Source organism: Jhaorihella thermophila, assembly GCF_900108275.1.
In the GTDB taxonomy this organism is placed as follows: Bacteria; Pseudomonadota; Alphaproteobacteria; order Rhodobacterales; family Rhodobacteraceae; genus Jhaorihella; species Jhaorihella thermophila.
Genome location: NZ_FNVD01000003.1, coordinates 201,312 through 225,273, shown reverse-complemented (window position 1 = coordinate 225,273; position 23,962 = coordinate 201,312). Strand labels below are relative to the sequence as shown.

Genomic DNA, 23,962 nt, shown 5'->3' with positions numbered 1-23,962 from the left:
GCGCGGCGGCAAATGCAATCAGCGCCGGATCGCCACGCGTGCGGCCAGCCATGTCAGGATAATCGACACGAAGTCCACGGCCAGCCAGGGAAGAATACCTTCGCTGTCGCTCAGATCATAGGGCAGCAGATACAGCGCCAGCCCGTTCAACTGGCCGGGCGTCGAAAACAGCAGCAGCGAGGTGATGTTGTTGAACATGTGAACCGCAATGGCGGGGCCAAGCGTGCCGGCCCGCGCCGTCAGATCCGCCATGAGCAGCCCGAATAGTCCCGCCCAGGCGGCGACCAGCGGCGCGTTCGGGCCGGCCTCGGCCGGCACATAGTGGCCAGCGGCGAACAGGACCGACGGCACCACGGCCCAGATCAGCGGCGAGCGGAACCGCGCCGCCAGCTGCTGCTGGAGATAGCCGCGAAAAAGGATTTCCTCAGCGCTGGTCTGGATCAGGACCACCAGCAGGGATGCGGGAAGAAGCAGCAGCCAGCGCGACAACGGCAGGTTCGGCTGCATCGGCGCCCCCATGTCATAGGGTGGCAAAAGCAGGACCAGAACGCCCAAGGCCAGCAGCAGCCGAAACACCCGCCAGAACTGCAAAAGCGCCTCGGGAACGGGGCCGATCAGGCTGAGCAGGGATCGGTCGTGCAGCGCGCGCGCGGCCATGCCGACCCCGAGCGTGACAAAGGCAAAGCTGGCCAGAACGGCCAGCATCGCGCCGGGGCGGTTCCCGGCAATAGCTGTCGCGTCCCAATAGTCCGGCGCCATGCCGCGCAGCAGGGACCAAAGCACCATGTTCAGGCCAAAGGCGGTGGTGGCGACCAGCATCAGCCCGGCCAGCAGCCGCCACAGCTCGGGCCGGCGGCGGGCCGGGGCGACAAGCCGGTCATGCGGCAGATAGGCGCGGGGGGTCATCGTGCCCCCGTCCATTTCCGGCTCTGGCCCCGGTTCCTCATCGCTGTGCCCTGCCGTGGGTTCATGTGCGGGCGGACCGTAAGGCGCGAGGCCGCCGGACGCAACCCGGCCACGATCCAGTCGCTGGACGGGCCGGGGGCAATTGTTTGCGGATCGTGAAAAATGAAGGTTTAACTGCGTGATAGGCTTTCGCTAGAATAACTCGAAACGGTCGGGCAGGGATCACCGTTCGGAACGGGTCAGGGATGGGCAGGATTATCGACAATCTGTTTTACAAGCGCGTCCTGCGCCGGTGGCGCCGTGCCGCGCAGAGCGCCGAGGCCGTGGACCTTGCCACGCTTCGCCGGCAAAGGAACGCGGCCCGTCAGTTGCGCACCCATCTCGACCGGCTGATCCATGTGGCCGACGGTCGGCTGGCGCTGCCGCGGATCGGCACGTCCTACTTTGCCACGCCGCATGGCACCGACTGGTCCTGGCGGCCCGAGGCATGGCGCGGCCCGCTGCCCGTGCCGGGCCTCTCCTCGGTGCAGAGCAAGTCCCGGCTGGGCGACGAGGTGACGCTGTTCCACGACTGCGCCTTTTCCGAACTGACCCTGCGCCAACTGCGCAACACGCGCGAACGCGACCTGGCGGCCTTTGGTCTGCGCATGGACGTGTTCAAATTCGACGGGTCGTTTCTGTCGCTGGTGGTGGACCTTCCCGAAGGCGCGGCGCAGGGGCTGACCAGGGATCATCTGTTTCGGGTCGAAACCATCATCGAAACCGAAAAACCGCTGGAGATCTTCGCGCGGCTCAACATCCGCCACGGCCCGAACACCGAACAGATGGTGCGCGAACTGCCGCTCGCGGCCGAGGAAGTAGTGGTGGAATTCGATCTCGCCTATTCGCGGATGAACGAAAAACGGGTCGAGAAGCTCTGGCTGGACCTGATCTTCGAGGCCCCCGACATGAACCAGGTCATCATCCGCGATCTGACCTTTGCCCGCTATCGCCGCGCCGCGTTGTAGGAGGCCTGCCATGAGCACTTTGACCCTCACCAAGATCCGCATGCGCAACGGTGTCTGGGAAGGTCGGATCGACGGGACCAAGCACGGCGCCAAGCCGGCCATCGTCGTGCGTTACCTAGATCAGCCGGTCGAGGACGTGTCCCTGGCCCCGATCGGCGACGGCGATGCCTGGTCGATCACCATCACCGTGCCGAAACAGGCGCTCGCGGACGGTGTGCATACCTTTCTGATCTCGGATGAAGGCGAAAACAGGGTTCTGGGCAGTTTCACGCTGATCGTGGATGAAACCCTGGCCGACGATCTGCGGGCCGAGGTGGGGCTGCTGCGCGCCGAGCTTGACATGCTCAAACGCGCATTCCGCCGGCATTGCCTGGAAACGACGTGAGGGAGACGAGGCAAGGCTGACCCGGCCGGATTGCCGACGCAGTGGAACGTCAAAAGGCCGGGCGCGCGACCCGGCCTTTCCGTTCAACTTGCTGCACGTTCAGTCTGCTTCGGCCAATTTCGCCAAGCCCTTGAGGATGTCGATGGCATAGGCGAGCTGGAAATCCTTGTCGCGCAACTCGGCCGCGGCCTCGGCTTTGGCCTGTTCTTCCTTGATCTGACGGATTTCGTCCTCGGTCAGACTGTCGTTGTTCAGCCGGCCGCGCAGGTCGGCCTCTGACCGTGCCGGGCGTCGTTTCGGGTTCTCTTCCGTTTCCGGCTTCGGCGGCAATTGTTCGACCACGATATCCGGCGAAATGCCCAGCGCCTGGATCGACCGGCCCGAGGGCGTGTAATACCGCGCCGTCGTCAGGCGCATCGCCCCGCCGCCTCGCATCGGCATCACCGTCTGCACCGACCCCTTGCCAAAGCTCTTGGTGCCGACCACGATCGCCCGGTGGTGATCCTGCAAGGCGCCGGTCACGATCTCCGAGGCCGAGGCCGAACCGCCATTGATCAGAACCACGATCGGTTTGCCCTGGGCCATGTCGCCCGGCGTGGCGTTGAACCGTTCGCCGTCTTCGGGGTTGCGGCCGCGGGTGCTGACGATCTCGCCCTTGTCGAGGAAATCGTCGGCGACCTTGATCGCCTGGCTCAGCAGACCGCCGGGGTTGTTGCGCAGGTCCAGCACGAAACCGTCGATATTGTCGATCCCGCCGGCGGCCTCGACCTCGCGCTTGAGGCCCTCTTCGAGGTTCGGCTGGGTTTGTTCGTTGAAGGTGGTGATCCGCAGAACGACCGCCCGGCCCTCGGTCCGGGCGCGCACGGCGGTCAGTTTGATCGTGTCGCGGATGATCGACACGTCGAACGGCTCGTCCACGCCCTTGCGGACCACGGTGATGACGATTTCGGAGCCCACTGGCCCGCGCATCTTGTCCACCGCTTCGTCCAGCGTCAGGCCCAGAACGCTCTCGCCGTCCACATGGGTGATGAAATCGCCGGCCTGGATCCCGGCTTCGGCCGCGGGCGTGCCGTCGATGGGCGAGACGACCTTGACGAAGCCTTCCTCTTGCGTGACTTCGATGCCCAGCCCGCCGAATTCCCCCCGGGTCTGCACGCGCATGGCATCGGCGGCCTCGGGCGGCAGATAGCTGGAATGCGGATCCAGCGAAGTCAGCATCCCGTTGATCGCCGCTTCGATCAGCTTCTTTTCGTCCACCGGCTCGACATACTGGGCGCGGATGCGTTCGAAGATGTCGCCGAACAGGTCGAGCTGTTCATAGACATTCACGTTGCGCTTCTGCTCCTCGGCCAGAAGCGGACCGGCCACCTGTGTCGTCGCGATGATACCTGCCAGCGTGCCGCTTGCCGCGGCGATCAGGAATTGCTTCATGTGTCGTCTATCCACTCTTGTCGGTGCGGAACCACGTTTCCGGGTCTACCGGCCGGTTGCCTTCTCTGACCTCTATATAGAGCGTTTCGGACAGGTCGGCACCAGCACCTTCTGCGTCCGGTGACAAAATCGTGTCGAATTGCGGCGCCGGGCCGCCCATCAGCCCCACCGGCGTGCCCGCGGGAATGACCTGCCCGGCCTCGCCGAATACCTCCCTGAGCCCCGAGAACACGAACAAGGTGTCCGGTTGCGGCTCGAGGATCACCACGTTGCCAAGGTCCAGCAGCGGCCCGCGATAGCGGATCGTGGCTGGCGTGGGCGAAGTGACCAGCGCCCGCGGGCGCGTCGCCAGGATGATACCGGGGCGCTTGACACCGGCGGCATCCGGTTCTCCGGCGCGGCGCAGAACCACACCCTGAACCGGCAGTTCGATCCTGCCCTTGCGATCGGAAATGTCGGCATCCGTCGCGGCAACCTCGCCGTTCTGCGCGATCTCCGACAGGCCCGAGGCAAACCCGTCCAGCGTCTCGACCGAGGAAATCAGGATCGCGGTGCGCACCGGATCCTCGGTAAAGCGGCGCGGCAGATCGGTTCGTTCGGCGATCGCCTTGCTCAGCTCGGCCCGTGCCTTCTGGATCCCGGCCAGCCCGTTTGCCAGCGTCTCTGCCGCCTTTTCCTGCAAAAGGCGCAGCGTCCGTATCTCTTCGAGATCCCGGCGCAACTGATCTGCCCTGGCGTTCAGGGCGGGCGTCACCTCGGCCAGCATCATCCCCGCCCGCGCCGCGCCCAGCGGCCCCTGCGGATGGGCCTGCAGCACCGGCGGCGGCGAAGTTTCGATGACCAGAAGAACGCCCAGAAGATTGGCGATCTCTTCCTCGCGCACCTTCAACTGGCGCGACAGTTGCGATTCCCGCATCGCCACCCGGCGCAGCCCGTCGCGCATCGCCGCCAGCCCGGCCTCGTAGGCGCGGATCGTTTTGGTCAGCGCCTTCACCCGGTCGCGCGCGCCATCTGCCTGTTCCAGCGCGACGGTGGCCCGTTCCAGTTGCTCCGCCGCCGACCGTGCGGCCTGCGCCGGATCGCTCTGGGCCACGGCGGACCCGGACCAGAGCGTCAACGCAAAAATGGCGGCGCGCAGGATCATGCCAGCAGGCTTTCCCCCGTCATTTCGGGTGGTTTCGGCAGCCCCATCAGTTCCAGCACCGTGGGCGCGAGGTCGGCCAGCCGTCCATCGCGCAGCCGCGCGCCCTCGGGGCCGCCGACCAGGACCACCGGCACCGGGTTCAGCGTATGTGCGGTGTGCGGCCCGCCGGTTTCGGGGTCGATCATGGTTTCGCAATTGCCGTGATCGGCGGTGACGATCATCGCGCCGCCCGCCCTTTCCAGGGCCGCGACCGCGCGGCCCAGCCCGCGGTCCACCGCCTCGCAGGCGCGGATCGCGGCATTCAGGTCGCCGGTATGGCCGACCATATCGGGGTTCGCGTAGTTCACCACGATCAGGTCATAGCCCCGTTCGATCGCCTCGACCAGATGGTCCGTCACCTCGCCCGCCGACATTTCCGGAGCCTGATCATAGGTCGCCACCTTTGGCGAAGGCGCCATGTAGCGGTCCTCACCCGGCTCGGGATCCTCCTTGCCGCCGTTGAGGAAGAAGGTCACATGCGGATATTTCTCGGTCTCGGCGACGTGGAACTGGCGCAGACCCTGCCTGGCCACCCATTCGGCCAGCGTGTTCCGGATGGGTTGCTTGGGATACATGGTGGTCATGTAGGTGCTGTGCTGGTCGGAATACTCGGCCATTCCCATCAGCGCCGCCAGTTTCGGTCGCGTCCCGGTGTCGAAGGCGTCGAAATCCGGATCGCCGATGGCGGCCAGGATCTCGCGCACCCGGTCGGCGCGGAAGTTCAGGCAAAAGAGTCCGTCGCCGTCCCGGAGGCCGGCGTAGTCGCCGATCACGGTGGGTTGGATGAACTCGTCGGTCTCGCCCCGCGCATAGGCTTCGGCCACCGCCTGCGCCGCACTGTCCGCCTTCAGCCCCTCGCCCCGCAGGATCGCGGCACAGGCCCGCTCCACCCGGTCCCAGCGCCGGTCGCGATCCATCGCGAAATAACGCCCCGTCACTGTAGCGATCCGCGCGCCTTCGGGTTTGCGCGCCTCCAGATCGGTGACGTAGCCATCGGCCGATTTCGGCGGCACGTCCCGCCCGTCGGTGATCACATGCAGCACCACCGGGATACCTTCGCCTGCGATCTCGCGCGCGGCGGCCAGCATGTGTTCGATATGCCCGTGCACGCCACCATCCGAGGTCAACCCCATCAGATGCGCCGTCCCTCCGCTCTGCTTCAGCCGGTCGATGAAGTCGCGCAGCGCGGGGTTGGTGAAAAAGCTTCCGTCCTCGATGGCCAGATCGATCTGCCCCAGATCCATCGCCACCACCCGGCCCGCGCCGATATTGGTGTGCCCGACCTCGGAATTGCCCATCTGCCCGGTCGGCAATCCCACGTCGCGCCCATGCGTGATCAACGTCGCATGCGGCCCCCTGGTCCAGATCGCGTCAAAGGTCGGCGTCGCTGCCAGGCGGGGCGCGTTGGCCTCGGTGTCATCGGACAGCCCCCAGCCATCAAGAATGCACAGGACGACGGGCTTCGGTGCGGACATGCTCTTTCCTCCGGTAACTGGCCTGCGGGCCTTCTAACGTCTCGCAGCGCCTGGGTGAACCGGGTTCCAGGCCGCGGCGCCGGTCTTCGACCCTATTTCCCGCGATCAATTGCCACGGCGGTGCAGAAACGGCGCACCTGCTGCTTCTTTCTGGTCACAAATACCCGAATCCCCGGCTTCCGCCCGCGCCGGCGCTGCCGGGTCACGGTCCCGGCGCCATCGCAGCCTGTCCCGGCAAAAGAGGAATCCGTCGCCCAAGTTCGCTTTTCCACGCGCCATCCGGATACAACCGATCCAGCACGCCCATGTCCAACAGGTCGGGATTTCGGGCAAGAAACGCCTCGGCGCTCTCGCCCTCATGCCCTTCCATCCGTGCCGCGATCAGGCTGATAAAGGCGAATGTCACCGTCGCGTTGAACTTCTCGGGCACGCCGGCGGCGCGGGTGACCTCACGCAACCTGCTGGCGAACAGCGCTGCCGCCTCGAACACCTCGTGGCTGGACAGGATCACATGCGCCACCGCCACATGCGCCCGATGGTCGAACCCTTTGGGCGACAACGTGCCATCCGCCAGCGCCCGGGCCATTTCCTGATAGCGGCTCATGACGGATCCTCCCTCAGCTTGTGACTGTCCTCGGCCGTCAGGTCCAGCCCGTAGACCTCGCGCAGCGCCGCGATCTTGCCCAGCGTCTCCTCGGAAAACGGCGCTTTCCCCTCAAAGGCATGCAGCATCACGCCTTCGATCAATTCGGCTACCGGCATGTCCAGATATTCCGCCAGCGCCTTCATCGTTTTCAGCAGCCGGGCCTCCAACCGCAGGCCGGTCTGCACTCGGGTGATCCTTGGCATCATCCCCTCCGTCTTGCAGAAGCGAAGTAATGAAATCCAGGCACCAAGGTGTCAAGGTAAATCTGGTGTCAGCAGATGCCGCAGCAGCGCGACGGGATGCGCCCTGAGGCTCAGCCGCATGGCGACGTAGTCCTCCACCACCTGCTCGCCCATCGTCATCTCGGGCAAGAGCGCGGCCGGCTCGTCGATCGCCTCGCCCTCCATGTCGGCGGCGAACAGCGGCAGCGGCCGCGCCGTGGCGATCGCCTTGGCCTGCCACAGCGCCTCGCGCCGGGTCAGGCCGAGCGAGGCGAACACGTCCGCCTCGGCCAGCCGCTCGATCACCGCCGGTCCCAGACCGGCGCGGCGCCACAGGTCATCCACCGTTCGATACCCGTTGCCCCGCGCCGCCGTCAGCCATGCGGCATCCTCTTCCGACAGCCCCCGGATCTGGCGGAACCCCAGCCGCAGCGCCAGCCCGCCCCGCCCGTCGGGTTCCATCACGTTGTCCCAGAAGCTGGCGTTGATATCGATGGGCCGCACCTCGACCCCGTGTTCGCGCGCATCGCGCACGATCTGGGCGGGGGCATAGAACCCCATCGGCTGGGAATTCAGCAGCGCGCAGGCGAAGATGCCGGGATGGTGGCACTTGAGCCAGGCGCTGGCATAGACCAGCAGCGCGAAACTGGCCGCGTGGCTTTCGGGAAAGCCGTAGGAGCCGAACCCTTCGATCTGGGAAAAGCAGCGCGCGGCGAATTCCTCGTCATAGCCGTTGCGGCGCATGCCGCGCATGAACAGCGCGCGGAATTCGCTGACATTTCCGTGCTTCTTGAAGGTCGCCAGCGACCGCCGCAGCCGGTCGGCCTGTTCGGGCGAAAACCCCGCGCCGATCATCGCGATCTGCATCGCCTGTTCCTGGAACAGCGGCACGCCCAGCGTCTTGCCCAGCACCTCGCCCAGCGCGTCGGAGGGGAAGCTGACTTCCTCCTCGCCATTCCGGCGGCGGATATAGGGGTGCACCATGTCGCCCTGGATGGGCCCTGGGCGGATGATGGCGACCTCGATCACCAGGTCATAGAAATTGCGCGGCCGCATCCGGGGCAGGAAATTCATCTGCGCACGTGATTCCACCTGAAAGACGCCGACCGAATCCGCCCGGCACAGCATGTCGTAGACGCGGGGATCCTCGGGCGGCAGGGTGGCCAAGGTCCATTCCTGCCCGTGATGGGCGCGGATCAGGTCGAACGCCTTGCGGATGCAGGTCAGCATGCCGAGGCTCAGCACATCCACCTTGAGGATGCCAAGGCTGTCGATGTCGTCCTTGTCCCAGCAGATGACCGTGCGCCCTTCCATCGTCGCATTCTCGATCGGCACCAGTTCGTCCAGCCGGTCCCCGGCGATGACGAAGCCGCCCACATGCTGGCTGAGATGCCGGGGAAAGCCGATGAGTTCGCGCACCAGTCGCATCGTCAGGCGCAGGCGCGGGTCGGCGGGATCGAGCCCGATCTCGCGCATCCGCTCCTCCTCCAGCCCCGCGGAACCGCCAAAGCCCCAGAGTTGCGAGCCGAGCGCCGCCAGCGTGCCCTCGCTCAGCCCCATGGCGCGGCCGACCTCGCGAATGGCGCGCTTGCCGCGATAGTGGATCACGGTGGCGCACAGCCCGGCACGGTGGCGACCGTAACGCTCATAGATCCACTGGATCACCTCTTCGCGGCGTTCATGTTCGAAATCCACGTCGATGTCGGGCGGTTCGTCGCGGGCCTCGCTGACGAAGCGTTCGAATACCATCGAGCCGATTTCCGGCGAGACGCTGGTGATGCCCAGGCAATAGCAGACCACGGAATTGGCCGCGCTGCCCCGCCCCTGGCAGAGGATCCTGCGCGAGCGGGCGAATTGCACGATGTCGTGGACGGTCAGGAAATAGGGTTCGTATTTCAGCCGGGCGATCAGGCGCAGTTCGTGTTCGAGCATGGCGCGCACCCGATCCGGCGCGCCGGCGGGATAACGCCAGTCGAGCCCCGCCCGCGCCAGCCGGTCGAGCCGCGCGGCGGGCGTCTCATCGCCGGTTCCTTCGGAAGGGTATTCATGGCGCAGCTCGTCCAGCGAGAACCGCAGCCGGTCGGCCAGCGCCCGCGCGTTGCCGAGCGCCGTCTCATGGCCGGCGAACAGGCGGCGCATCTCGGCGGGGGCGCGCAGGCGGCGTTCGGCATTGGGCAGGGCATGACGACCGAGATCGTCCACCTTGCGGCGCAGACGGATCGCGGTCAGTACGTCGGCCAGTCGGCGCCGCGCTCCGTGATGCATGATCGGCGCGGCGCTGGCCAGCACGGGAACCCCGAGTCGTTCGGCCATCTGCGCCTGCGCGGCAAAGCGGTCGGCGTCGCGCCCGTCGTAATGGGGGCGCATCAGCAGGTGCAGCCGGTGGGGAAAATGCCGGTGCAGGGGAGCGGCGAAGCGGTCCCAGTCGCCGGGCCAGAGCAGCAGCTGCAGGCCGCCGGGCCGTTCCAGCAGGTCGGCCAGCTGCAGCTCGCATTTGCCCTTTTCCGCGCGCAGACAACCGGTCGAGAGAATCCGGCAGAGATTGCGCCAGCCCGCGCGGTTTTCGGGCAGGACCGTTACGGGGGGTGCGTCGGTGAAGACCAGTCGCGCGGCGGGGATCAGGCGTGGCGTGGCGTAGATGGGAAAGGATGGCGGCGCGGGGATGCCGGCGGGGCGGGGCGGGCCGATGGGATCGTGGGACGCGTCCCAGTCGCGCCGTTCCCCGACCAGCTGGGCAATTTCGCGCGCGCGGGTATGCGCCCGCACGATCCCGGCCACCGAGTTGTCATCGGCAATGGCAATGGCCAGCAGACCCAGCGCGGCGGCGCGATCCATGTATTCCTCGGGGTGCGAGGCCCCGGTGAGGAAGGTGAAATTCGACGTGATCGACAGTTCGGGAATCATGGCGGGTTCATGATATTCACTTTTTGTTCCCATCACGAGTCCGAGGGGAACCTTTCGGATTGGCTGCGCCAATCCGACCGATGCGAGGGGGCGCTGCCCCCTCGCGCTCCCCCGGAGTATTTCAGGCAAGATGAAAGATGCGGGGTGTGGCTTGCCGTCCGGTCGGGTGATTGCGGGAAGGGTGCGCCGGGCTACCCCCAGGCGTAGTTGAAGCTTACGCTGATGCGTTCCTCTTCGGCCATGTTCAGCGGCACTTCGTGGCGCAGCCAGCTTTCCCAAAGCAATACGTCGCCGACCTTGGGCGCCATGTAGATGAATGGCTGAAGTTCACGTCGGGCGGTCTTGCGTCGGGTGGGAGCGGCCATCATCCGGGCTGAGCGCGGATCCTCGAGCTTCAGCGCACTGGCGCCTTCGGGCATCGCCACATAGGTCGTGCCGCTGATCACCGAATGGGGGTGGATGTGGCTGGCATGGGTGCCGCCCGGCGGCAGGATGTTGATCCACAGGTCTTCGAGTCGCAATTCGCGTCCGTCGAGATCGAATTCCAAGTCTTCGGCAAAGGCGGCCACGTGCCGGTCCAGAAGCTCGACCAGATCGGCAAAGATCGGAAACCGCCACGGCAGGTCCGTCAGCGAGGCGTAGGAGGTGTAGCCGGGATAGCCGTTCTCTTCGCACCACTGCTGGCCGGCCTCGTCGTCGGCGGCGATCGACAGGCAGGATGCTTCGAGTTCGGATGCGTCGACGGGTTCGCCGAGCTCATTCAGCGGGGCGTGATAGAGACGGGTGACGAAAAGGGATTCGATGGTTGCCATGGCGCTCTCTTATCGCGGGACCGGGTTGCGACCAAGGGTGCCCGGCCGAGGAACGAAGAACCCCCGCCGGAGGGCCGGCGGGGGCTGAACGGTTTACAGGCCGGTCAGGCTTACCAGTCTTCGCGAACCACGATGCGGCTCTTGATCGGCAGCTTCATCGCGGCGAGACGCAGCGCCTCGCGGGCGACGTCTTCGCTCACGCCGTCGATCTCGAACATCACGCGGCCGGGTTTGACCTTGGCGGCCCAGTAATCCACCGAACCCTTGCCCTTGCCCATACGGACTTCGGTCGGTTTCGAGGTCACCGGCGTGTCCGGGAAGATCCGGATCCAGACGCGGCCCTGACGCTTCATGTGGCGGGTCATCGCCCGACGCGCGGCTTCGATCTGGCGCGCGGTCACCCGCTCGGGTTGCAGCGCCTTCAGGCCGAACGTGCCGAAGTTCAGGTCGGATCCGCCCTTTGCCTGGCCCTTGATCCGGCCCTTGTGCATCTTGCGGAATTTGGTGCGCTTGGGTTGCAGCATGTCCGTTCTCCCTTAGCGGCGGCCACCGGCGCCGCGCGGGGCCGGGCCTTCCTGGATCTGCTGCAGACGACGGTCATGGGCCGACGGGTCGTGTTCCATGATGTCACCCTTGTAGATCCAGACCTTGATGCCGATGATGCCGTAGGGCGTCGCGGCTTCGGCGGTGGCGTAGTCGATATCGGCCCGCAGGGTGTGCAGCGGCACGCGGCCTTCGCGATACCATTCGGTGCGGGCGATCTCGGCCCCGCCGAGGCGGCCGGCCACGTTCACCCGGATGCCGAGCGCGCCCATGCGCATCGCGTTCTGCACCGCGCGCTTCATGGCGCGGCGGAAGGAAACCCGACGCTCGAGCTGCTGGGCGATCGATTCCGCCACCAGCTGCGCGTCGAGTTCCGGCTTGCGAACCTCGACGATGTTCAGGTGCAGCTCGCTGTCGGTCATCTTCGCCAGCTTCTTGCGCAGCGCCTCGATGTCTGCGCCCTTCTTGCCGATGATGACACCCGGACGGGCCGTGTGGATCGTCACGCGGCACTTCTTGTGCGGACGCTCGATGATCACGCGGGCAACGCCGGCCTGCTTGCACTCTTTCTTGATAAAATCACGGATTTTCAGGTCTTCCAGCAGAAGATCACCGTAATCCTTGGTGTCGGCGTACCAGCGGCTGTCCCAGGTGCGGTTGACCTGGAGGCGCATGCCGATCGGATTGACTTTCTGACCCATTAGGCTTGCTCCTCGACTTGACGCACCTTGATGGTGAGCTCCGAAAACGGCTTCATGATACGACCGAACCGGCCACGCGCCCGCGGACGGCCGCGCTTCATGGTCAGGTTCTTGCCGACCCAGGCCTCGGCGACGATCAGTTCATCGACATCCAGGCCGTGGTTGTTTTCGGCGTTGGCGATCGCCGATTGCAGGCACTTCTTGACGTCCTGCGCGATGCGCTTTTTCGAAAACGTCAGGTCGTTCAGCGCGCGATCCACCTTCTTGCCGCGGATCATGGCCGCCACCAGGTTCAGCTTCTGCGGCGAGGTGCGAAGCATCCGGACCTTGGCCATCGCTTCGTTGTCTGCCACGCGGCGCGGGTTCTTTGCCTTGCCCATGACTTACTTCCTCTTCGCTTTCTTGTCGGCGGCGTGGCCGTAATAGGTCCGCGTCGGCGAATATTCACCGAACTTCTGGCCGATCATGTCCTCGGTCACCAGCACGGGGACGTGCTTGTGGCCGTTGTAGACGCCGAAGGTCAGCCCCACGAACTGGGGCAGGATGGTGGAGCGGCGCGACCAGATCTTGATCACTTCGTTGCGGCCCGATTCACGCGCAGCTTCGGCCTTTTTCAGGACGTAGCTGTCGACAAAGGGGCCTTTCCAAACAGAGCGAGCCATGGATTAACGCCCTTTCTTCTTGGCGTGACGCGAGCGGATGATGAGCTTCTGCGACGCCTTGTTCTTGTTGCGGGTGCGCGCACCCTTGGTCGGCTTGCCCCACGGGGTCACCGGGTGGCGGCCGCCCGAGGTCCGGCCCTCGCCACCGCCGTGCGGGTGGTCGATCGGGTTCATCACGACACCACGCACCGACGGGCGCTTGCCCTTCAGGCGCATGCGGCCGGCCTTGCCGAAATTCTGGTTGGAGTTGTCGGGGTTCGAGACGGCACCCACGGTCGCCATGCATTCCTGGCGCACCATGCGCAGTTCGCCCGAGCTCAGACGAATCTGGGCATAGCCGCCGTCGCGGCCGACGAATTGGGCGTAGGTGCCCGCGGCGCGTGCGATCTGGCCGCCCTTGCCGGGCTTCAGCTCGATATTGTGGACGATGGTGCCGATCGGCATGCCCGAGAACGGCATCGCGTTGCCCGGCTTGATGTCGGCCTTCGCGCTGGCGATCACCTTGTCGCCCACGGCCAGGCGCTGCGGCGCCAGGATGTAGGCCTGTTCGCCGTCTTCATACTTGATGAGCGCAATGAAGGCGGTCCGGTTCGGGTCGTATTCGATCCGCTCGACGGTGGCCGGAACATCGAACTTGTTGCGCTTGAAATCGACGATCCGGTAGAGCCGTTTCGCGCCACCACCGCGGCGACGAGCGGTAATCCGTCCGGTGTTGTTCCGGCCGCCCTTCTTGGTCAGGCCCTCGGTGAGGGCTTTGACAGGACGTCCTTTCCAAAGCTCCGAACGGTCGATCAGCACCAGCCCGCGCTGGCCCGGCGTCGTCGGTTTGTACGACTTGAGTGCCATGCTTTCTGTCTTCCGTTTAGCAAGCGGCGGGAGGAACCCGCCTATGTTGAAGCCCCCCTTGCGGGTGGCCGGGATATAGGGCCCCGAAGGTCCCCGGTTGCAAAAATCACGGGCCCCGGAACGAATCCGAGGCCGTGAGACTGGCGCCGTCTAGCAAGGAAAGGGGCGTCTGTCCATAGCCGGATGCGGATTTCTGTCGGCTCCGCAACCTGCCGCGTGGCGTTTGCAAAGGGACGGTTCGCCGATGGCCCGCTGACCGACCCGGGGCCGGCTGGCGCGTTCGTGCATCACCAAGAGCCGGCCTGCAACAGGGACAGCGCCACAGAGGCCGGGGACGATCCGGCGGAAAGACTGTCGGCAGAGGATCGGGCAAAGTAAAGCGCAATCAGCCGGTCGCGGTTTTCCTGCGCGGCGAATTGCGCGACAGAACTGTCGCCGGTCACAGCGCGTGTCCGGTCCCGCAGGATTTCAAGCTGCTTGTCGATGTCGAGCCGCGCAAATGCAGAGGGCAAACCCAGGGCCGTTTCGAACAGGGCGCGCAAAGGCGGCTCGCCCATTATGGTGAACCATTTCGTTTCGTCGTTTGTCGCGCGTGTCGCCAAGGCATCCAGCTGGCGTTCTGCGTATAGCGCAATGCGCATCGTGTCGTCCTGCTCGCCCACGGCGATCTCGAACTGGCTGGAACGCCATTGCTGAACGATGGTTTCCATTCCGGCCCGGTTCCCGGTCTGGACGATCTCGCCGACGCCGAAACCGAAGGCGGCGCTGAACCGTCGATAGCGGGAATCCGTCATCTTGTTGGCAAGGGCGGAAGGGCTGGACGTGCCGTCCGACAGGATGCGCTGAATGAAGGCGCGGTTTTCGATGTCGTCCTGCAGTCCGAACGCCCCCAGCGCTATCGACAGCAGCCTGCGGTCCGCGACGAGTTCACTGGCGTTGGTGATCTGCCCGATCTTTTCCAGGAAATAGCCGGCCTCGCGCTCTTGCAGCCCGGTGGCGGTGAAAGCCTGCATCTGTGCCGCATGGGTGCGTTGCAGAAAGCGCCAGCCAACCAGGCCCGAGGCGGGAATGACCGGCTGAAAGCTCATGTCCGCCCCACCGCAAGCAGTCGACTTTCGCGTGGCAGTAGGCGACGCAGGGCTTTGAGACAACGGTAATGCTGGTCCTCGATCAGAGCTTCGGTCGCTTCAGCAAGGGCGGAACGACTGTCCGCGTCGGTGAAGACCTGGCTCAACTCCTCGATCCGGCGCAACAGCGCGAGCCGCGCGCTCTGCGGGTCGGTATCGCCGGACAGAACCAATTGCGTGGCATAACAGACCCGCCGGACCGGCGTATTGGCTTCATCGGGATGAATCGCGTCGCGCAGCCGCAGGATATTGGCTTCCTTGGTCAGCACCGACAGGCGGGATCTTCGATCGCCGTTCTCGATCACCGCGCCGTTGATCAAGACGCGTTCCCTGGGGGCAAGTTTCAGTATCAGCCCGGGCATTCTATGCGCCCTCCCCGCGTAGTCCGCGCATCACCGCCGTGTTGACATCAAGCAGAGCATCGACCGTTGCCTCGCCGGCGAGAACCCTGCGCGTATGGACCTGCGTGAACTCGGCAAGATAGATCAACCGCGCCTTCAGTTCCGCGGGCAGTTTGTTGGCGTGGCTGGCGACGTCCGCCGCGAAGATGTTCCACATGCGGCCATTGTCATGCAGGGCCTGTGCAAATTCGGAAAAACCGGTTTGGCCCGTTTCAACCGATTGCCTCAGACGGCGGGTGATCCGGGCGATGACCTCATATTCGATGCTGCGCGGGGTCTTGGTCGGGATACTGGCGGACGTGTAGGCGCGCTGGGCCTGTGCGTGGGCATTCATGGCCACTCCTCAGATAATGGCTGTGTGGAGGGGGACCGGGGCCGTCAGGCCCCGGTCAGCTGTTTCAGCGGAACAGAGACAGGATCGTCTGCGGCGCCTGGTTGGCGATCGAAAGCGACTGAACCCCGAGCTGCTGCTGGACCTGCAGTGCCTGCAGCCGCGCCGACGCTTCCTCCATGTTGGCATCGACCAGGCTCCCGATGCCCGATTTCAGCGAATCGGTGAGGCTCGAGATGAAGTCGGCCTGGGTCGAGATCCGCCCCTCGACCGAGCCGAAGGCCGCCGCGGCGTCAATGGCCGTGCTGATCAGGGTTTCGATCGTCCCCAGGGCGGACTGGGCACCGGAGGCGGTCGATACGTCGATCCCGGCCATGGCGCCAAGCCCGCCCGATCCGGCATTGGTGAACTGACCGCTCACGGTCAGGTCGACGGAACCGCTGTTGGTAAAGTTCAGCGTGCCGGGCGCGCTGCTGTCATAGTCAACGGTGAGGCCCGAGATGCCGAGGCCGTCAATCTTGTCCTTCAACGCCACCGCGACGATATCCGCCGTAGTCGTTGCGGCCGCGTCATCCGCCGTGACGGTGTACGAAACGGTCTGGTCCCCGACGGTCAAGCTGACCTTGTCACCGGCAACGAATGCCGCGCCGTTCTCAGCGATCGCGATCTGCTCATTGCCCCCGGCCGCATCGAGGGCGAATGCCACCGTGTCGCCGTTCGTGGATGCGCCGGTGGAGCTGCCGCTGAAAATGTCGTTCGCCGTGTAGCCGCCCGTTGACAGATCCTGCGCGGTCACCGTGATCGAGCTGGCGGTCACGTTGCCGGCACTGTCGCGGTCGAGCGAGGCCAGGATCGAGGCGGTGGCAACCGACCCGTCGACCAGGTTGAGGCCGTTGAACTGCGCGGCCGAAATGACCGAATTGATCTGGTCTTTCAGCGCGGTGACGTCGTCATTGATCTTCGACCGATCGACGTTCCCCTCCTGCGCGGCGACGATCTTGCCTTTCATCTGGGTCAGAAGATCCGTGACCGTCTCGGCCGCGTTTCGGGCGACCGCCACAGTGGACTGTCCCAGAGACAGGCTGTCGGAGATCGCCTTGAAGCCCTGAACGTCGGCTTCCATGACTTTGGAAATTGCCCAGACCGCGGAATTGTCCTTGGCCGAGGAGACCCGCTTGCCGGTGGAGATCTGGTTCTGCACCTCAGCCAGGTTCGAGTTGATGGATTTCAGGGTGGAAAGCGCCACCATGGCGCCGTTGTTCGTCAGAACGCTGGACATAACTGTTTCCTCTGTTTCAAGGCGGATTTCCGCCGTGTTTCACCCAGCCCCCATGGGAGCGGAACGGTCGTCATTCTGACTGTTGCGCCGCCTTGCCGGCCGCGCGCCATCCGCCTTTCTTTCGGATGCAGGGACACCATTGGCGCCGATGTCCTAACAGACTGCTAAAGGATGCCCGTCCTATACCTCGCATTTTCAAGAAATCCGCTCAGGCGCGTTTTTCCATTCGCGCGTCGCGAAACGACGTGATCCGGGTCTTGTTTCCCGAGCGATCGTAGGTTTCCAAGCCCTCACGGACGCGCCGGAGCGTCTCCAGCCTTGCGGTGACGCTGCGAATTCCTTCGAGCGCCGATTGAATGAGGCGTTCATTTCTGTGCGCCTTTCGCCGCATCTCTTGCAGATCCTGCTGGTTGAGGTCGCCCAATTGTTCCAAGTCCAAGACCAGTTCGCTTTTTCGCTCTGCCAGCTCGGCGAGCTGGTCGAGTCTGCCTTCGATCAACGCCTTGCGTTCCGCATCCAAAAGTCGATTCACCCGTTCAAGGGTTGCTTCAGTCTTGTTTGCCATTTTCTTTCTCCATCAAGGCGCGAAAGACGATATCAGCGACGCCGATCCCTCCGTTTCGCGCAAGTTCGTCGGCCTGGGCGCGGACAAGAAAATCCTGAAACTGGTCCTCGCCGACCCCGCCGCCAAAATCCGACCGGCTTTTGCCTAGACCCGCGGACTTCAGCGCTTCGGCGAGAAAGGCGGCTTCGAACTCTGTCGCGGCCTGACGCAGTTCGGCCAGTCTTTCTGGTCGTGTCGTCTGGCCGGGCGGTACTGTGTTGGTGATTGGCGATTCCATCGGGTTCCTCGAATTGATGGCTTTTTCAAAGATTGGGGACGTGGCGGTTAAAAAAGACGAAACTTCTCGCGGTCATCAGTGTCGGCATGATGACAGAAACCCACGCCCCGTCTCTGGTCCCGCTTGGCGGATCGAGAGCTCGCGCTGATCAAGAGATTTCTGGCGCAGTTTCAACTGATTCGATCCAAAAGGGGACGTTTGAGAATGTTTTTGGCGAGATGAAGGCCTCGGCCGCATCTCGGCGGCCGAAGGCGTCCGAATCACAAGCGGAAGTCAGTGTGTCCGATGAAACTGGCGACGGTGATCGACGATCCGACGACGATTTGCCCGGCGACGCCGGGGGAGCGGCGGACCCATCGGAGCCGAAAGCGTTGACGAGTACTGTCCCGACCGACGGCGACTTCATGTCAAGCCAAAGGCAGGGTGCGGGCTCGAGACGCGACCTGCCTACTTGTAATGGAGAAACGAGTGCCAGGCCGGAAACGGTGGCGGTGAAAAGGAACACGGCAACGACGGCCGCAGACGGAACGAGCGGAGCATCGGGTGTTTCGGGCGGTAGTGGGGTGTCGCAATCCGTCCACATGCCATCGGGCGCAGAGGGTGGGCGCTTCACCATTTTTTCGGGCGGGAAAAGTGTCGATGAACTACCGGCTCCGCGATCGGCGATGAAAGGTGGTCACGAGGGGCAAGCCACTGACGGGTCCAATGCCGCCCGCGGCAATCAAATACGCGCGCAGGCGGTTGCGGGAATGGGTGCCCAAGGAGCCGTCGGATCTGTCGAACAGCAAAGCGTGAGAGACTTTTCCCAGGCTCAGTTCTTGCAGGTGCCGTCGGGCCTCAAGGATTCGCGCAACATTGCGGGCGACGCCGTCACTTTCTCCACGACGGTTCAAGCGGATGGTGTTGCGTATGACGCCGCATCGTTTCCAAAGGGGCATTTCGCGCCTGAAAGCGGGCCGAAGGCCCGGTTCCAAATCATTTCCGAAGGCGCAGCAGGGGCAGGGCATCGAGCCTCGGCCACATCCAATATGGAAGCTGTTGCGATCATTTCGGACATTACTTCGCAAGAGGGCGTGCGCGTTCATGCCGAAGGCAGCCGCCCGGAGGCATCCGTTGACAGGACTTCCCCGGGTTGGCGCGAACCCGGTTGGGTTTCGGAATACGTTGGCCGATCCTTTGGTTCCGGTGGAGCCTCGTGGGATCGTCCCGTGACCGCCACGGGTGAGCTTCAGGGGAGTCTGGCTCTGGCATCTCATTCCGTTCAATCAGGCACGCCTGCGGCGCATCAAGGCAGCGGCACGATCGACGGGTCGGCTGTCCTGCACGGGGTAAGGCTGGACGAATGGACGGCGACGGACATGATCCGCTATCTTTCGCGCGGCCCGGATGGGGCAATCGAGGTCGCGTTGGATCCGGTGGAACTCGGCCGGGTGCGTATGAGACTGCATCCCCAGGCGGACGGTGTTGCGGTTGCGATTTCTGCGGATCGGTCGGAAACGGTGGAGCTCATGCGGCAATACGCGGGGGGCCTTGGCGAAGCATTGCGGGGTTTGGGATACGAAAACGTAACATTTTCCTTTTCGGAGGATTCAGGGCGGAACGCGCAATCTCGTCAAGAAGCTTGGACCCAAGGTGATCCGTCGGATGACGTGGAGCCGGACGGCTCGGCAAATCTTGCGCACACACGGTCCGGTCGCGTTGCGCCCGGCGAAGGAATGGATCTGAGACTATGACTGTTGAGAATGTTTCCGCCCGCCCCCTTGGCAATATCCGTACAGACGATGCGCAGTACGGCACCGCGGATCGAACCGCCTCCGCGCAGGGCTTTTCATCGGACTTTCAGACTTTCCTGAAAATGTTGACTGCGCAGGCCCGCTATCAGGATCCGCTGAAGCCGATCGACTCGACCGAGTATGCGGCGCAGCTGGCGCAGTTTTCGATGGTCGAACAGCAAGTGCAGACGAATGAGAAACTGGCGAGCTTGGTCGCGCAGTTGGGATCGGCGAACATGGCCATGTTGTCCGGCTGGATCGGACAGGAGGTGCGCTCTCACGGGGCTGCGCTATTTGACGGCTCGCCGATCACGCTGGCCTATTCGCCGGCCAAGGGAGCCGACCAGGTGGCTCTTGTCGTCAGCGACGGTGAAGGGCGCGAAGTGCAAAGATTGCCTCTGCCGTTGTCCGGGGGCGAAGTGAAGTGGTCCGGCATGGATGAAAAGGGAGTTCCCCTGCCTGCCGGCACCTACAGTTTCGACATTCTGAGCGTGACGCGCGGTGAAACGATCGGGCGGACTCCGGCCTCATTCTATGGTGGCGTGGCCGAGGTGCAGTTGCGTGAGGGCAAAACGGTCTTGATCCTGGACAGCGGTCAAGAGATCCTTGCTGCATCCGTGGACGCGATCCGCCGCCCGCCGGCGTAAACTGGGCCAGAGGGTAACACCGCAGGGCGCGTTCCCGGTTCGTGCCGACCTCTGTGTCTGGAGCATGTCTTGCAGGAAAACGAAGCCCGATCTCAAGCTGAGTCCGACCCGCCGGCGTGGCTGTGGCAACGTCTGCTGAGTAAGGGCATCGTGTCGGGGCGGGGCGCGCCCGTGGCGCTGGGCGGAGGCCGCAGCAACAAGGTCTGGCGGATTGATCCGGAGGACACCGGCCGGGAGAAGAACTCCAGCCGGTGCATGAGCACCCTTGTGCTCAAGCTTTTCCGCAGCGAGGGCCGAACGCCGCTGTTTGCCAACGATGCCACGCTCGAAACGCTGTGCCTGCGTGCGCTGGCTGGAACGGGGCTGGCGCCACGGCTAATCGCAGAGGGGGGGTGGACGCGGAATCGCTGGATCGTCTATGCCCATGTGCCGGGGGCGACGTGGCGAAAGGAACCCGCCATTGTCGCGCGAATCCTGACGGACCTGCACCGGATCGTGCCTCCGGTCGGGCTGCCGAGGGGCCGGAACGGCAGCCACGATCTGGTTCGGCAGACTCGGACGATGCTGGCGGATTGCCGGTCGGACGATGCCGCAAGGCTGCGCGAACTCCAGCCTGCGGGCGCTGTGGCGCCGGTCGGACATGTCGGGCTGGTCCATGGCGATCCGGTGCCGGGAAACATCGTGATCCATGATGGTCGGGCGGTGCTGATCGACTGGCAGTCGCCCTGTCTGGGCGATCCGTGCGAGGATCTGGCAATCTTTCTGTCGCCGGCCATGCAATCCGTCTATCGCAAGGCGCCGCTGTCGCCGGAAGAGGTTTCGACATTCCTGGCGGCATACGGCGACAAACGGACGGTCTGGCGCTATTTCGCCCTTCGCCCCTGGTTTCACTGGCGCATGGCGGCTTACTGTCTGTGGCGGGAGGAGCAGGGATGCGCAGATTACCGCGAGGGCCTGAGGCTTGAACTGGAGGCGCTGGCCGCTGCGCGGGCGGGGGATTGCATGTCGGGCTGAGCGTCTGGGTGCATTGTCGCGGTCGTCTGGAACGGATCATGCGCGACTTTCCGATCACCCGAAAAAATCTGGTTGAAAGGCTGCTGGCGCGGTTATAAGCGGCCGAAAGACGTCAAGACCGGAAAATACCTGAACCTCGGATCTTCGAAATGCTGTCGGGCCAACAGCTTCGAAGGCTTTTGGCCCTGCCTTGTTGCCGGTTTCACGAAAGGAGCGGTGCACCGCATGTCTGAAATCATCTGGATTGCCATCGGCTTGCTGGGGCAGGCGATGTTCACCTCGCGATTTCTTGTGCAGTGGCTGGTCAGCGAACGGCGCAAGGAAAGCGTCGTGCCAACCGCCTTTTGGTGGCTGTCGATCCTGGGTGGCTTGACGCTGCTGAGCTATGCGATCTGGCGCATGGACCCGGTCTTCATTCTTGGTCAGTCCTTTGGTGTGGTGGTCTATGCCCGCAACCTGACCCTCATTGCCCGCAAGCGCCGCGAGGTGGCCCAATGACCCGCGCCTGGCCGGTATGGGCGTCGGTCGCGGCCTTCACGGCCGTCGCCATCGTTGGCATCCTGCTGCGCCCGCTGATGCCGATCGACGAAACCCGCTATGTCGAAGTCGCATGGGAAATGCACCTCAGTGGTGACTGGTTCATCCCGACCAAGAACGGAGACCTCTACACTCACAAGCCGCCGCTGCTGTTCTGGCTCATCAATCTGATCTGGGCCGTGACCGGCGTCAGCGAATTCGCGGCGCGTCTGGTCGGCCCATTCTTCGGCGCCGTGACGATATTGCTGTCGGCGCGCCTGTCGCGCGAAATCTGGCCCGACGAAGAACGGACCGCCCGCCGGGCGGCAATGGTTCTGACGGGGATCAGCCTGTTCTCTCTTTATGGCGGGGCGACGATGTTCGACACGTTGTTGGCGACATCGACCCTGATCGGGCTGATCGGACTCTTCCGTGCTCTGACGCGCGGCGGCTACGGCTGGTGGGCCCTTTACGGCGGGGGACTCGCGCTCGGCGTCTATGCCAAGGGTCCAGTGATCTTTTTCCACCTGCTGCCGGCATTGGTGTTGTATCCGCTCTGGCTGGCGCGCGAGGACCGGCCACCGGTCAGATCCGTGCTGGCGGGGTTCGGCCTGGCGTTCGTGGTGGCATTGGCCCTGGTGGGCCTCTGGCTGGCGCCGGCATTGATCATGGGCGGGTCGGAATACCGCGAGGCCGTTCTCTGGCGGCAGAGCGTGGGCCGCATGGCCAATTCCTTTGCCCACGCGCGCGAATGGTGGTTCTACCCGGCGATGTTGCCGGCGCTGTTGTTTCCCTGGTTCTGGATGCCCGCGGTCTGGCGTGGCGCGCTGCGGGCGAAGCTGGACGAAGGCACACGGTTCACCTTGGCCTGGATGCTGGGATCCGGGCTGCTGTTTGGACTGATCAGCGCCAAGCAGCTGCACTATCTGCTGCCGGTGATGCCGGCGGCGGCGCTGTTCATCGCGCGCGTGCTGCCGGACGATCCGGGGCGGCCGCGGTTCAATCCGGCGGTTGTCCCGGCGCTGCTGGTCGTGGCCGGGGTCGTGGCCGCTAATCTGGGCGTCGGCGGCCGGGAAGACGCGCAAATGTTCCTCTCGCCGGACTGGGCGGTCTGGCTTTGGGGCGGGCTGGTCGTCGCCTTGTGCGCAGTGGTGGCGCGTTTGCCGGTCCTGACGGGGGGCGTGGCCTTGGGGCTCGGCATGATCCTGCTCGCCAATGTCCTGATCGCCACCACCGATCCGCGCAAGACCTACGACACCCACGAAATCGGCGCGATCATGGCCGCGCATGAGCCCGACGGTGTCGCGATCAACCAAAGCTTCTACCACGCCGAGTTCAACTTTTCCGGTCGTTTGACACGACCCGTGGCTCTGGTGCCGGATCGGGAGGCGGTGGTGGAATGGGCCCGCGCGCATCCCAAGGGCGTGATCGTCGGGCAGCCGCGACACTCGACCATTCCGTGGGAGCCGCGCGAGACTACGATTTTCCGCAACAAGACCTATGGCATCTGGTATGTCGAAGACGCGCCGGCCGAGGCGCTGGCAGGAGCGGCGGACAGTGGCTGAACATCAGGATTTCATCAGCGTCGTGATCCCGGCAAAGGACGAGGAAGCCGCGATCGAGGAGCTCGTGCGCGGGATCGCCGCGGCGCTGAAGGGCCGGGGGCACGAAATCATCGTGGTCGATGATGGCTCGACGGATGGCATGCCCGCGATCCTGACCCGGCTGGTGGCGGATCTGGATGGGCTGCGCGTGTTGCGCAACGAGAGGTCCATCGGGCAATCGGGTTCGGTCCGGCGCGGGGTCAAGGCAGCGCGCGGCAATCTGATCGTGACGCTCGATGGCGACGGCCAGAACCCGCCCGACCAGATTCCGGTTCTTCTGACGCCCTTCGCCTCGCCCGCCGCCGAAAGGCTTGGCCTCGTGCAGGGACAGCGCGCGGGCCGCAAGGACACGCTGGCGCGGCGCTGGGCGTCGGGCTTTGCCAACTGGCTGCGGTCGTCGATCCTCAAGGACGGGGTGCGCGATTCCGGCTGCGGGCTCAAGGCGTTCCGGCGCGAGGTTTATCTGGATCTGCCGTTCTTTGACCACATCCACCGTTTCATGCCGGCGATGGTCCTGCGCGAAGGTTGGGACGTCTGCACCGTGGACGTCACCCACCGCGCCCGCGAAGGCGGCCGGTCGAAATACAGCAATATCGGCCGCGCGCTGGTCGGCATCCCGGATCTCATGGGCGCGGGCTGGCTGATCCGCCGGTCCGGCCGACCCGATCGCGGCGTGACCCGCGACGCGGGCCGCTACCGCTGAGACC

At 64.6% G+C, this 23,962-nt stretch carries 27 protein-coding genes; 8 read left to right on the top strand and 19 right to left on the bottom strand.

Annotation, left to right across the window (positions count from 1 at the left end; all coding sequences use genetic code 11):
* Positions 1-18 precede the first annotated feature (18 nt).
* Positions 19-921, bottom strand: coding sequence for a CPBP family intramembrane glutamic endopeptidase (locus tag C4S70_RS05910; RefSeq protein ID WP_235003728.1), 903 nt, complete (start codon positions 919-921; stop codon positions 19-21).
* A 230-nt stretch (positions 922-1,151) separates the two neighbouring features.
* Here C4S70_RS05910 and C4S70_RS05905 point away from each other — a divergent pair, with 230 nt between their 5' ends.
* The gene (locus C4S70_RS05905; protein ID WP_104007175.1) at positions 1,152-1,913 is read left to right on the top strand and encodes a DUF6478 family protein; all 762 of its coding nucleotides are present in this window, start codon (positions 1,152-1,154) and stop codon (positions 1,911-1,913) included.
* 10 nt (positions 1,914-1,923) lie between these two features.
* Positions 1,924-2,298: a hypothetical protein gene (locus tag C4S70_RS05900; RefSeq protein WP_104007174.1), complete on the top strand. Its 375-nt coding sequence runs from the start codon at positions 1,924-1,926 to the stop codon at positions 2,296-2,298.
* Positions 2,299-2,397: 99 nt separating this feature from the next.
* Here C4S70_RS05900 and C4S70_RS05895 read toward each other — a convergent pair whose 3' ends face one another.
* The 18 genes from C4S70_RS05895 to C4S70_RS05810 form a co-directional block, all read right to left on the bottom strand.
* Positions 2,398-3,729 carry a S41 family peptidase gene (locus C4S70_RS05895; RefSeq protein WP_104007173.1) on the bottom strand — a complete coding sequence of 444 codons (1,332 nt, stop codon included), beginning with the start codon at positions 3,727-3,729 and terminating at the stop codon, positions 2,398-2,400.
* Between the two features lie 7 nt (positions 3,730-3,736).
* Positions 3,737-4,873 carry a murein hydrolase activator EnvC family protein gene (locus C4S70_RS05890; protein WP_104007172.1) on the bottom strand — a complete coding sequence of 379 codons (1,137 nt, stop codon included), beginning with the start codon at positions 4,871-4,873 and terminating at the stop codon, positions 3,737-3,739.
* Entirely contained in the window at positions 4,870-6,387 is a 1,518-nt protein-coding gene (gene gpmI / locus C4S70_RS05885) for a 2,3-bisphosphoglycerate-independent phosphoglycerate mutase (protein ID WP_104007171.1), read from the bottom strand. The genes C4S70_RS05890 and gpmI overlap by 4 nt, the downstream gene beginning before the upstream one ends.
* 202 nt (positions 6,388-6,589) lie before the next feature.
* Positions 6,590-6,991 carry a hypothetical protein gene (locus C4S70_RS05880; RefSeq protein ID WP_104007170.1) on the bottom strand — a complete coding sequence of 134 codons (402 nt, stop codon included), beginning with the start codon at positions 6,989-6,991 and terminating at the stop codon, positions 6,590-6,592.
* Positions 6,988-7,236 carry a hypothetical protein gene (locus C4S70_RS05875; RefSeq protein ID WP_104007242.1) on the bottom strand — a complete coding sequence of 83 codons (249 nt, stop codon included), beginning with the start codon at positions 7,234-7,236 and terminating at the stop codon, positions 6,988-6,990. Before C4S70_RS05875 ends, C4S70_RS05880 begins: the two co-directional genes overlap by 4 nt.
* 51 nt (positions 7,237-7,287) lie before the next feature.
* Positions 7,288-10,158: an error-prone DNA polymerase gene (locus C4S70_RS05870; RefSeq protein WP_104007241.1), complete on the bottom strand. Its 2,871-nt coding sequence runs from the start codon at positions 10,156-10,158 to the stop codon at positions 7,288-7,290.
* A gap of 191 nt (positions 10,159-10,349) precedes the next feature.
* On the bottom strand, positions 10,350-10,970 hold the full coding sequence (locus tag C4S70_RS05865) for a 2OG-Fe(II) oxygenase family protein (protein WP_104007169.1): 621 nt from the start codon (positions 10,968-10,970) through the stop codon (positions 10,350-10,352).
* Positions 10,971-11,080: 110 nt separating this feature from the next.
* Positions 11,081-11,494 carry a 50S ribosomal protein L16 gene (gene rplP / locus C4S70_RS05860; protein ID WP_104007168.1) on the bottom strand — a complete coding sequence of 138 codons (414 nt, stop codon included), beginning with the start codon at positions 11,492-11,494 and terminating at the stop codon, positions 11,081-11,083.
* A gap of 12 nt (positions 11,495-11,506) precedes the next feature.
* Complete coding sequence (gene rpsC / locus C4S70_RS05855; protein ID WP_104007167.1) at positions 11,507-12,214, bottom strand: 30S ribosomal protein S3; 708 nt, start codon at positions 12,212-12,214, stop codon at positions 11,507-11,509.
* The gene (gene rplV, locus C4S70_RS05850) at positions 12,214-12,594 is read right to left on the bottom strand and encodes a 50S ribosomal protein L22 (RefSeq protein ID WP_104007166.1); all 381 of its coding nucleotides are present in this window, start codon (positions 12,592-12,594) and stop codon (positions 12,214-12,216) included. Before rplV ends, rpsC begins: the two co-directional genes overlap by 1 nt.
* 3 nt (positions 12,595-12,597) lie before the next feature.
* Positions 12,598-12,876: a 30S ribosomal protein S19 gene (gene rpsS / locus C4S70_RS05845; RefSeq protein ID WP_104007165.1), complete on the bottom strand. Its 279-nt coding sequence runs from the start codon at positions 12,874-12,876 to the stop codon at positions 12,598-12,600.
* A 3-nt stretch (positions 12,877-12,879) separates the two neighbouring features.
* Positions 12,880-13,722 carry a 50S ribosomal protein L2 gene (gene rplB / locus C4S70_RS05840; protein WP_104007164.1) on the bottom strand — a complete coding sequence of 281 codons (843 nt, stop codon included), beginning with the start codon at positions 13,720-13,722 and terminating at the stop codon, positions 12,880-12,882.
* A 287-nt stretch (positions 13,723-14,009) separates the two neighbouring features.
* Entirely contained in the window at positions 14,010-14,810 is an 801-nt protein-coding gene (locus tag C4S70_RS05835) for a DUF1217 domain-containing protein (RefSeq protein ID WP_104007163.1), read from the bottom strand.
* Positions 14,807-15,211 carry a flagellar biosynthesis repressor FlbT gene (gene flbT, locus C4S70_RS05830; protein WP_104007162.1) on the bottom strand — a complete coding sequence of 135 codons (405 nt, stop codon included), beginning with the start codon at positions 15,209-15,211 and terminating at the stop codon, positions 14,807-14,809. The genes C4S70_RS05835 and flbT overlap by 4 nt, the downstream gene beginning before the upstream one ends.
* A 1-nt stretch (position 15,212) precedes the next feature.
* Positions 15,213-15,584, bottom strand: a complete 372-nt coding sequence (flaF, locus tag C4S70_RS05825) for a flagellar biosynthesis regulator FlaF (protein WP_104007161.1) — start codon at positions 15,582-15,584, stop codon at positions 15,213-15,215.
* Positions 15,585-15,648: 64 nt separating this feature from the next.
* Positions 15,649-16,860: a flagellin gene (locus tag C4S70_RS05820; protein WP_104007160.1), complete on the bottom strand. Its 1,212-nt coding sequence runs from the start codon at positions 16,858-16,860 to the stop codon at positions 15,649-15,651.
* A 208-nt stretch (positions 16,861-17,068) separates the two neighbouring features.
* Entirely contained in the window at positions 17,069-17,425 is a 357-nt protein-coding gene (locus C4S70_RS05815) for a flagellar biosynthesis protein FlgN (RefSeq protein WP_146064179.1), read from the bottom strand.
* Positions 17,409-17,702 (bottom strand): rod-binding protein, encoded by a 294-nt coding sequence (locus tag C4S70_RS05810; RefSeq protein ID WP_104007158.1) that lies wholly within the window; start codon positions 17,700-17,702, stop codon positions 17,409-17,411. The genes C4S70_RS05815 and C4S70_RS05810 overlap by 17 nt, the downstream gene beginning before the upstream one ends.
* A gap of 86 nt (positions 17,703-17,788) precedes the next feature.
* Here C4S70_RS05810 and fliK point away from each other — a divergent pair, with 86 nt between their 5' ends.
* From fliK to C4S70_RS05780, 6 genes are all read left to right on the top strand, one after another.
* Positions 17,789-19,435, top strand: a complete 1,647-nt coding sequence (gene fliK, locus C4S70_RS05805; protein ID WP_146064178.1) for a flagellar hook-length control protein FliK — start codon at positions 17,789-17,791, stop codon at positions 19,433-19,435.
* A complete protein-coding gene (locus C4S70_RS05800; RefSeq protein WP_104007156.1) occupies positions 19,432-20,121 on the top strand; it encodes a flagellar hook capping FlgD N-terminal domain-containing protein in 690 nt (229 codons plus the stop codon). The genes fliK and C4S70_RS05800 overlap by 4 nt, the downstream gene beginning before the upstream one ends.
* Positions 20,122-20,271: 150 nt before the next feature.
* Positions 20,272-21,135: a phosphotransferase gene (locus C4S70_RS05795; protein WP_327314977.1), complete on the top strand. Its 864-nt coding sequence runs from the start codon at positions 20,272-20,274 to the stop codon at positions 21,133-21,135.
* A gap of 225 nt (positions 21,136-21,360) precedes the next feature.
* The gene (locus tag C4S70_RS05790; protein ID WP_104007239.1) at positions 21,361-21,633 is read left to right on the top strand and encodes a lipid-A-disaccharide synthase N-terminal domain-containing protein; all 273 of its coding nucleotides are present in this window, start codon (positions 21,361-21,363) and stop codon (positions 21,631-21,633) included.
* Entirely contained in the window at positions 21,630-23,216 is a 1,587-nt protein-coding gene (locus C4S70_RS05785) for an ArnT family glycosyltransferase (protein WP_104007155.1), read from the top strand. Before C4S70_RS05790 ends, C4S70_RS05785 begins: the two co-directional genes overlap by 4 nt.
* The gene (locus tag C4S70_RS05780; protein WP_235003727.1) at positions 23,209-23,958 is read left to right on the top strand and encodes a glycosyltransferase family 2 protein; all 750 of its coding nucleotides are present in this window, start codon (positions 23,209-23,211) and stop codon (positions 23,956-23,958) included. The genes C4S70_RS05785 and C4S70_RS05780 overlap by 8 nt, the downstream gene beginning before the upstream one ends.
* Positions 23,959-23,962: the final 4 nt, after the last annotated feature.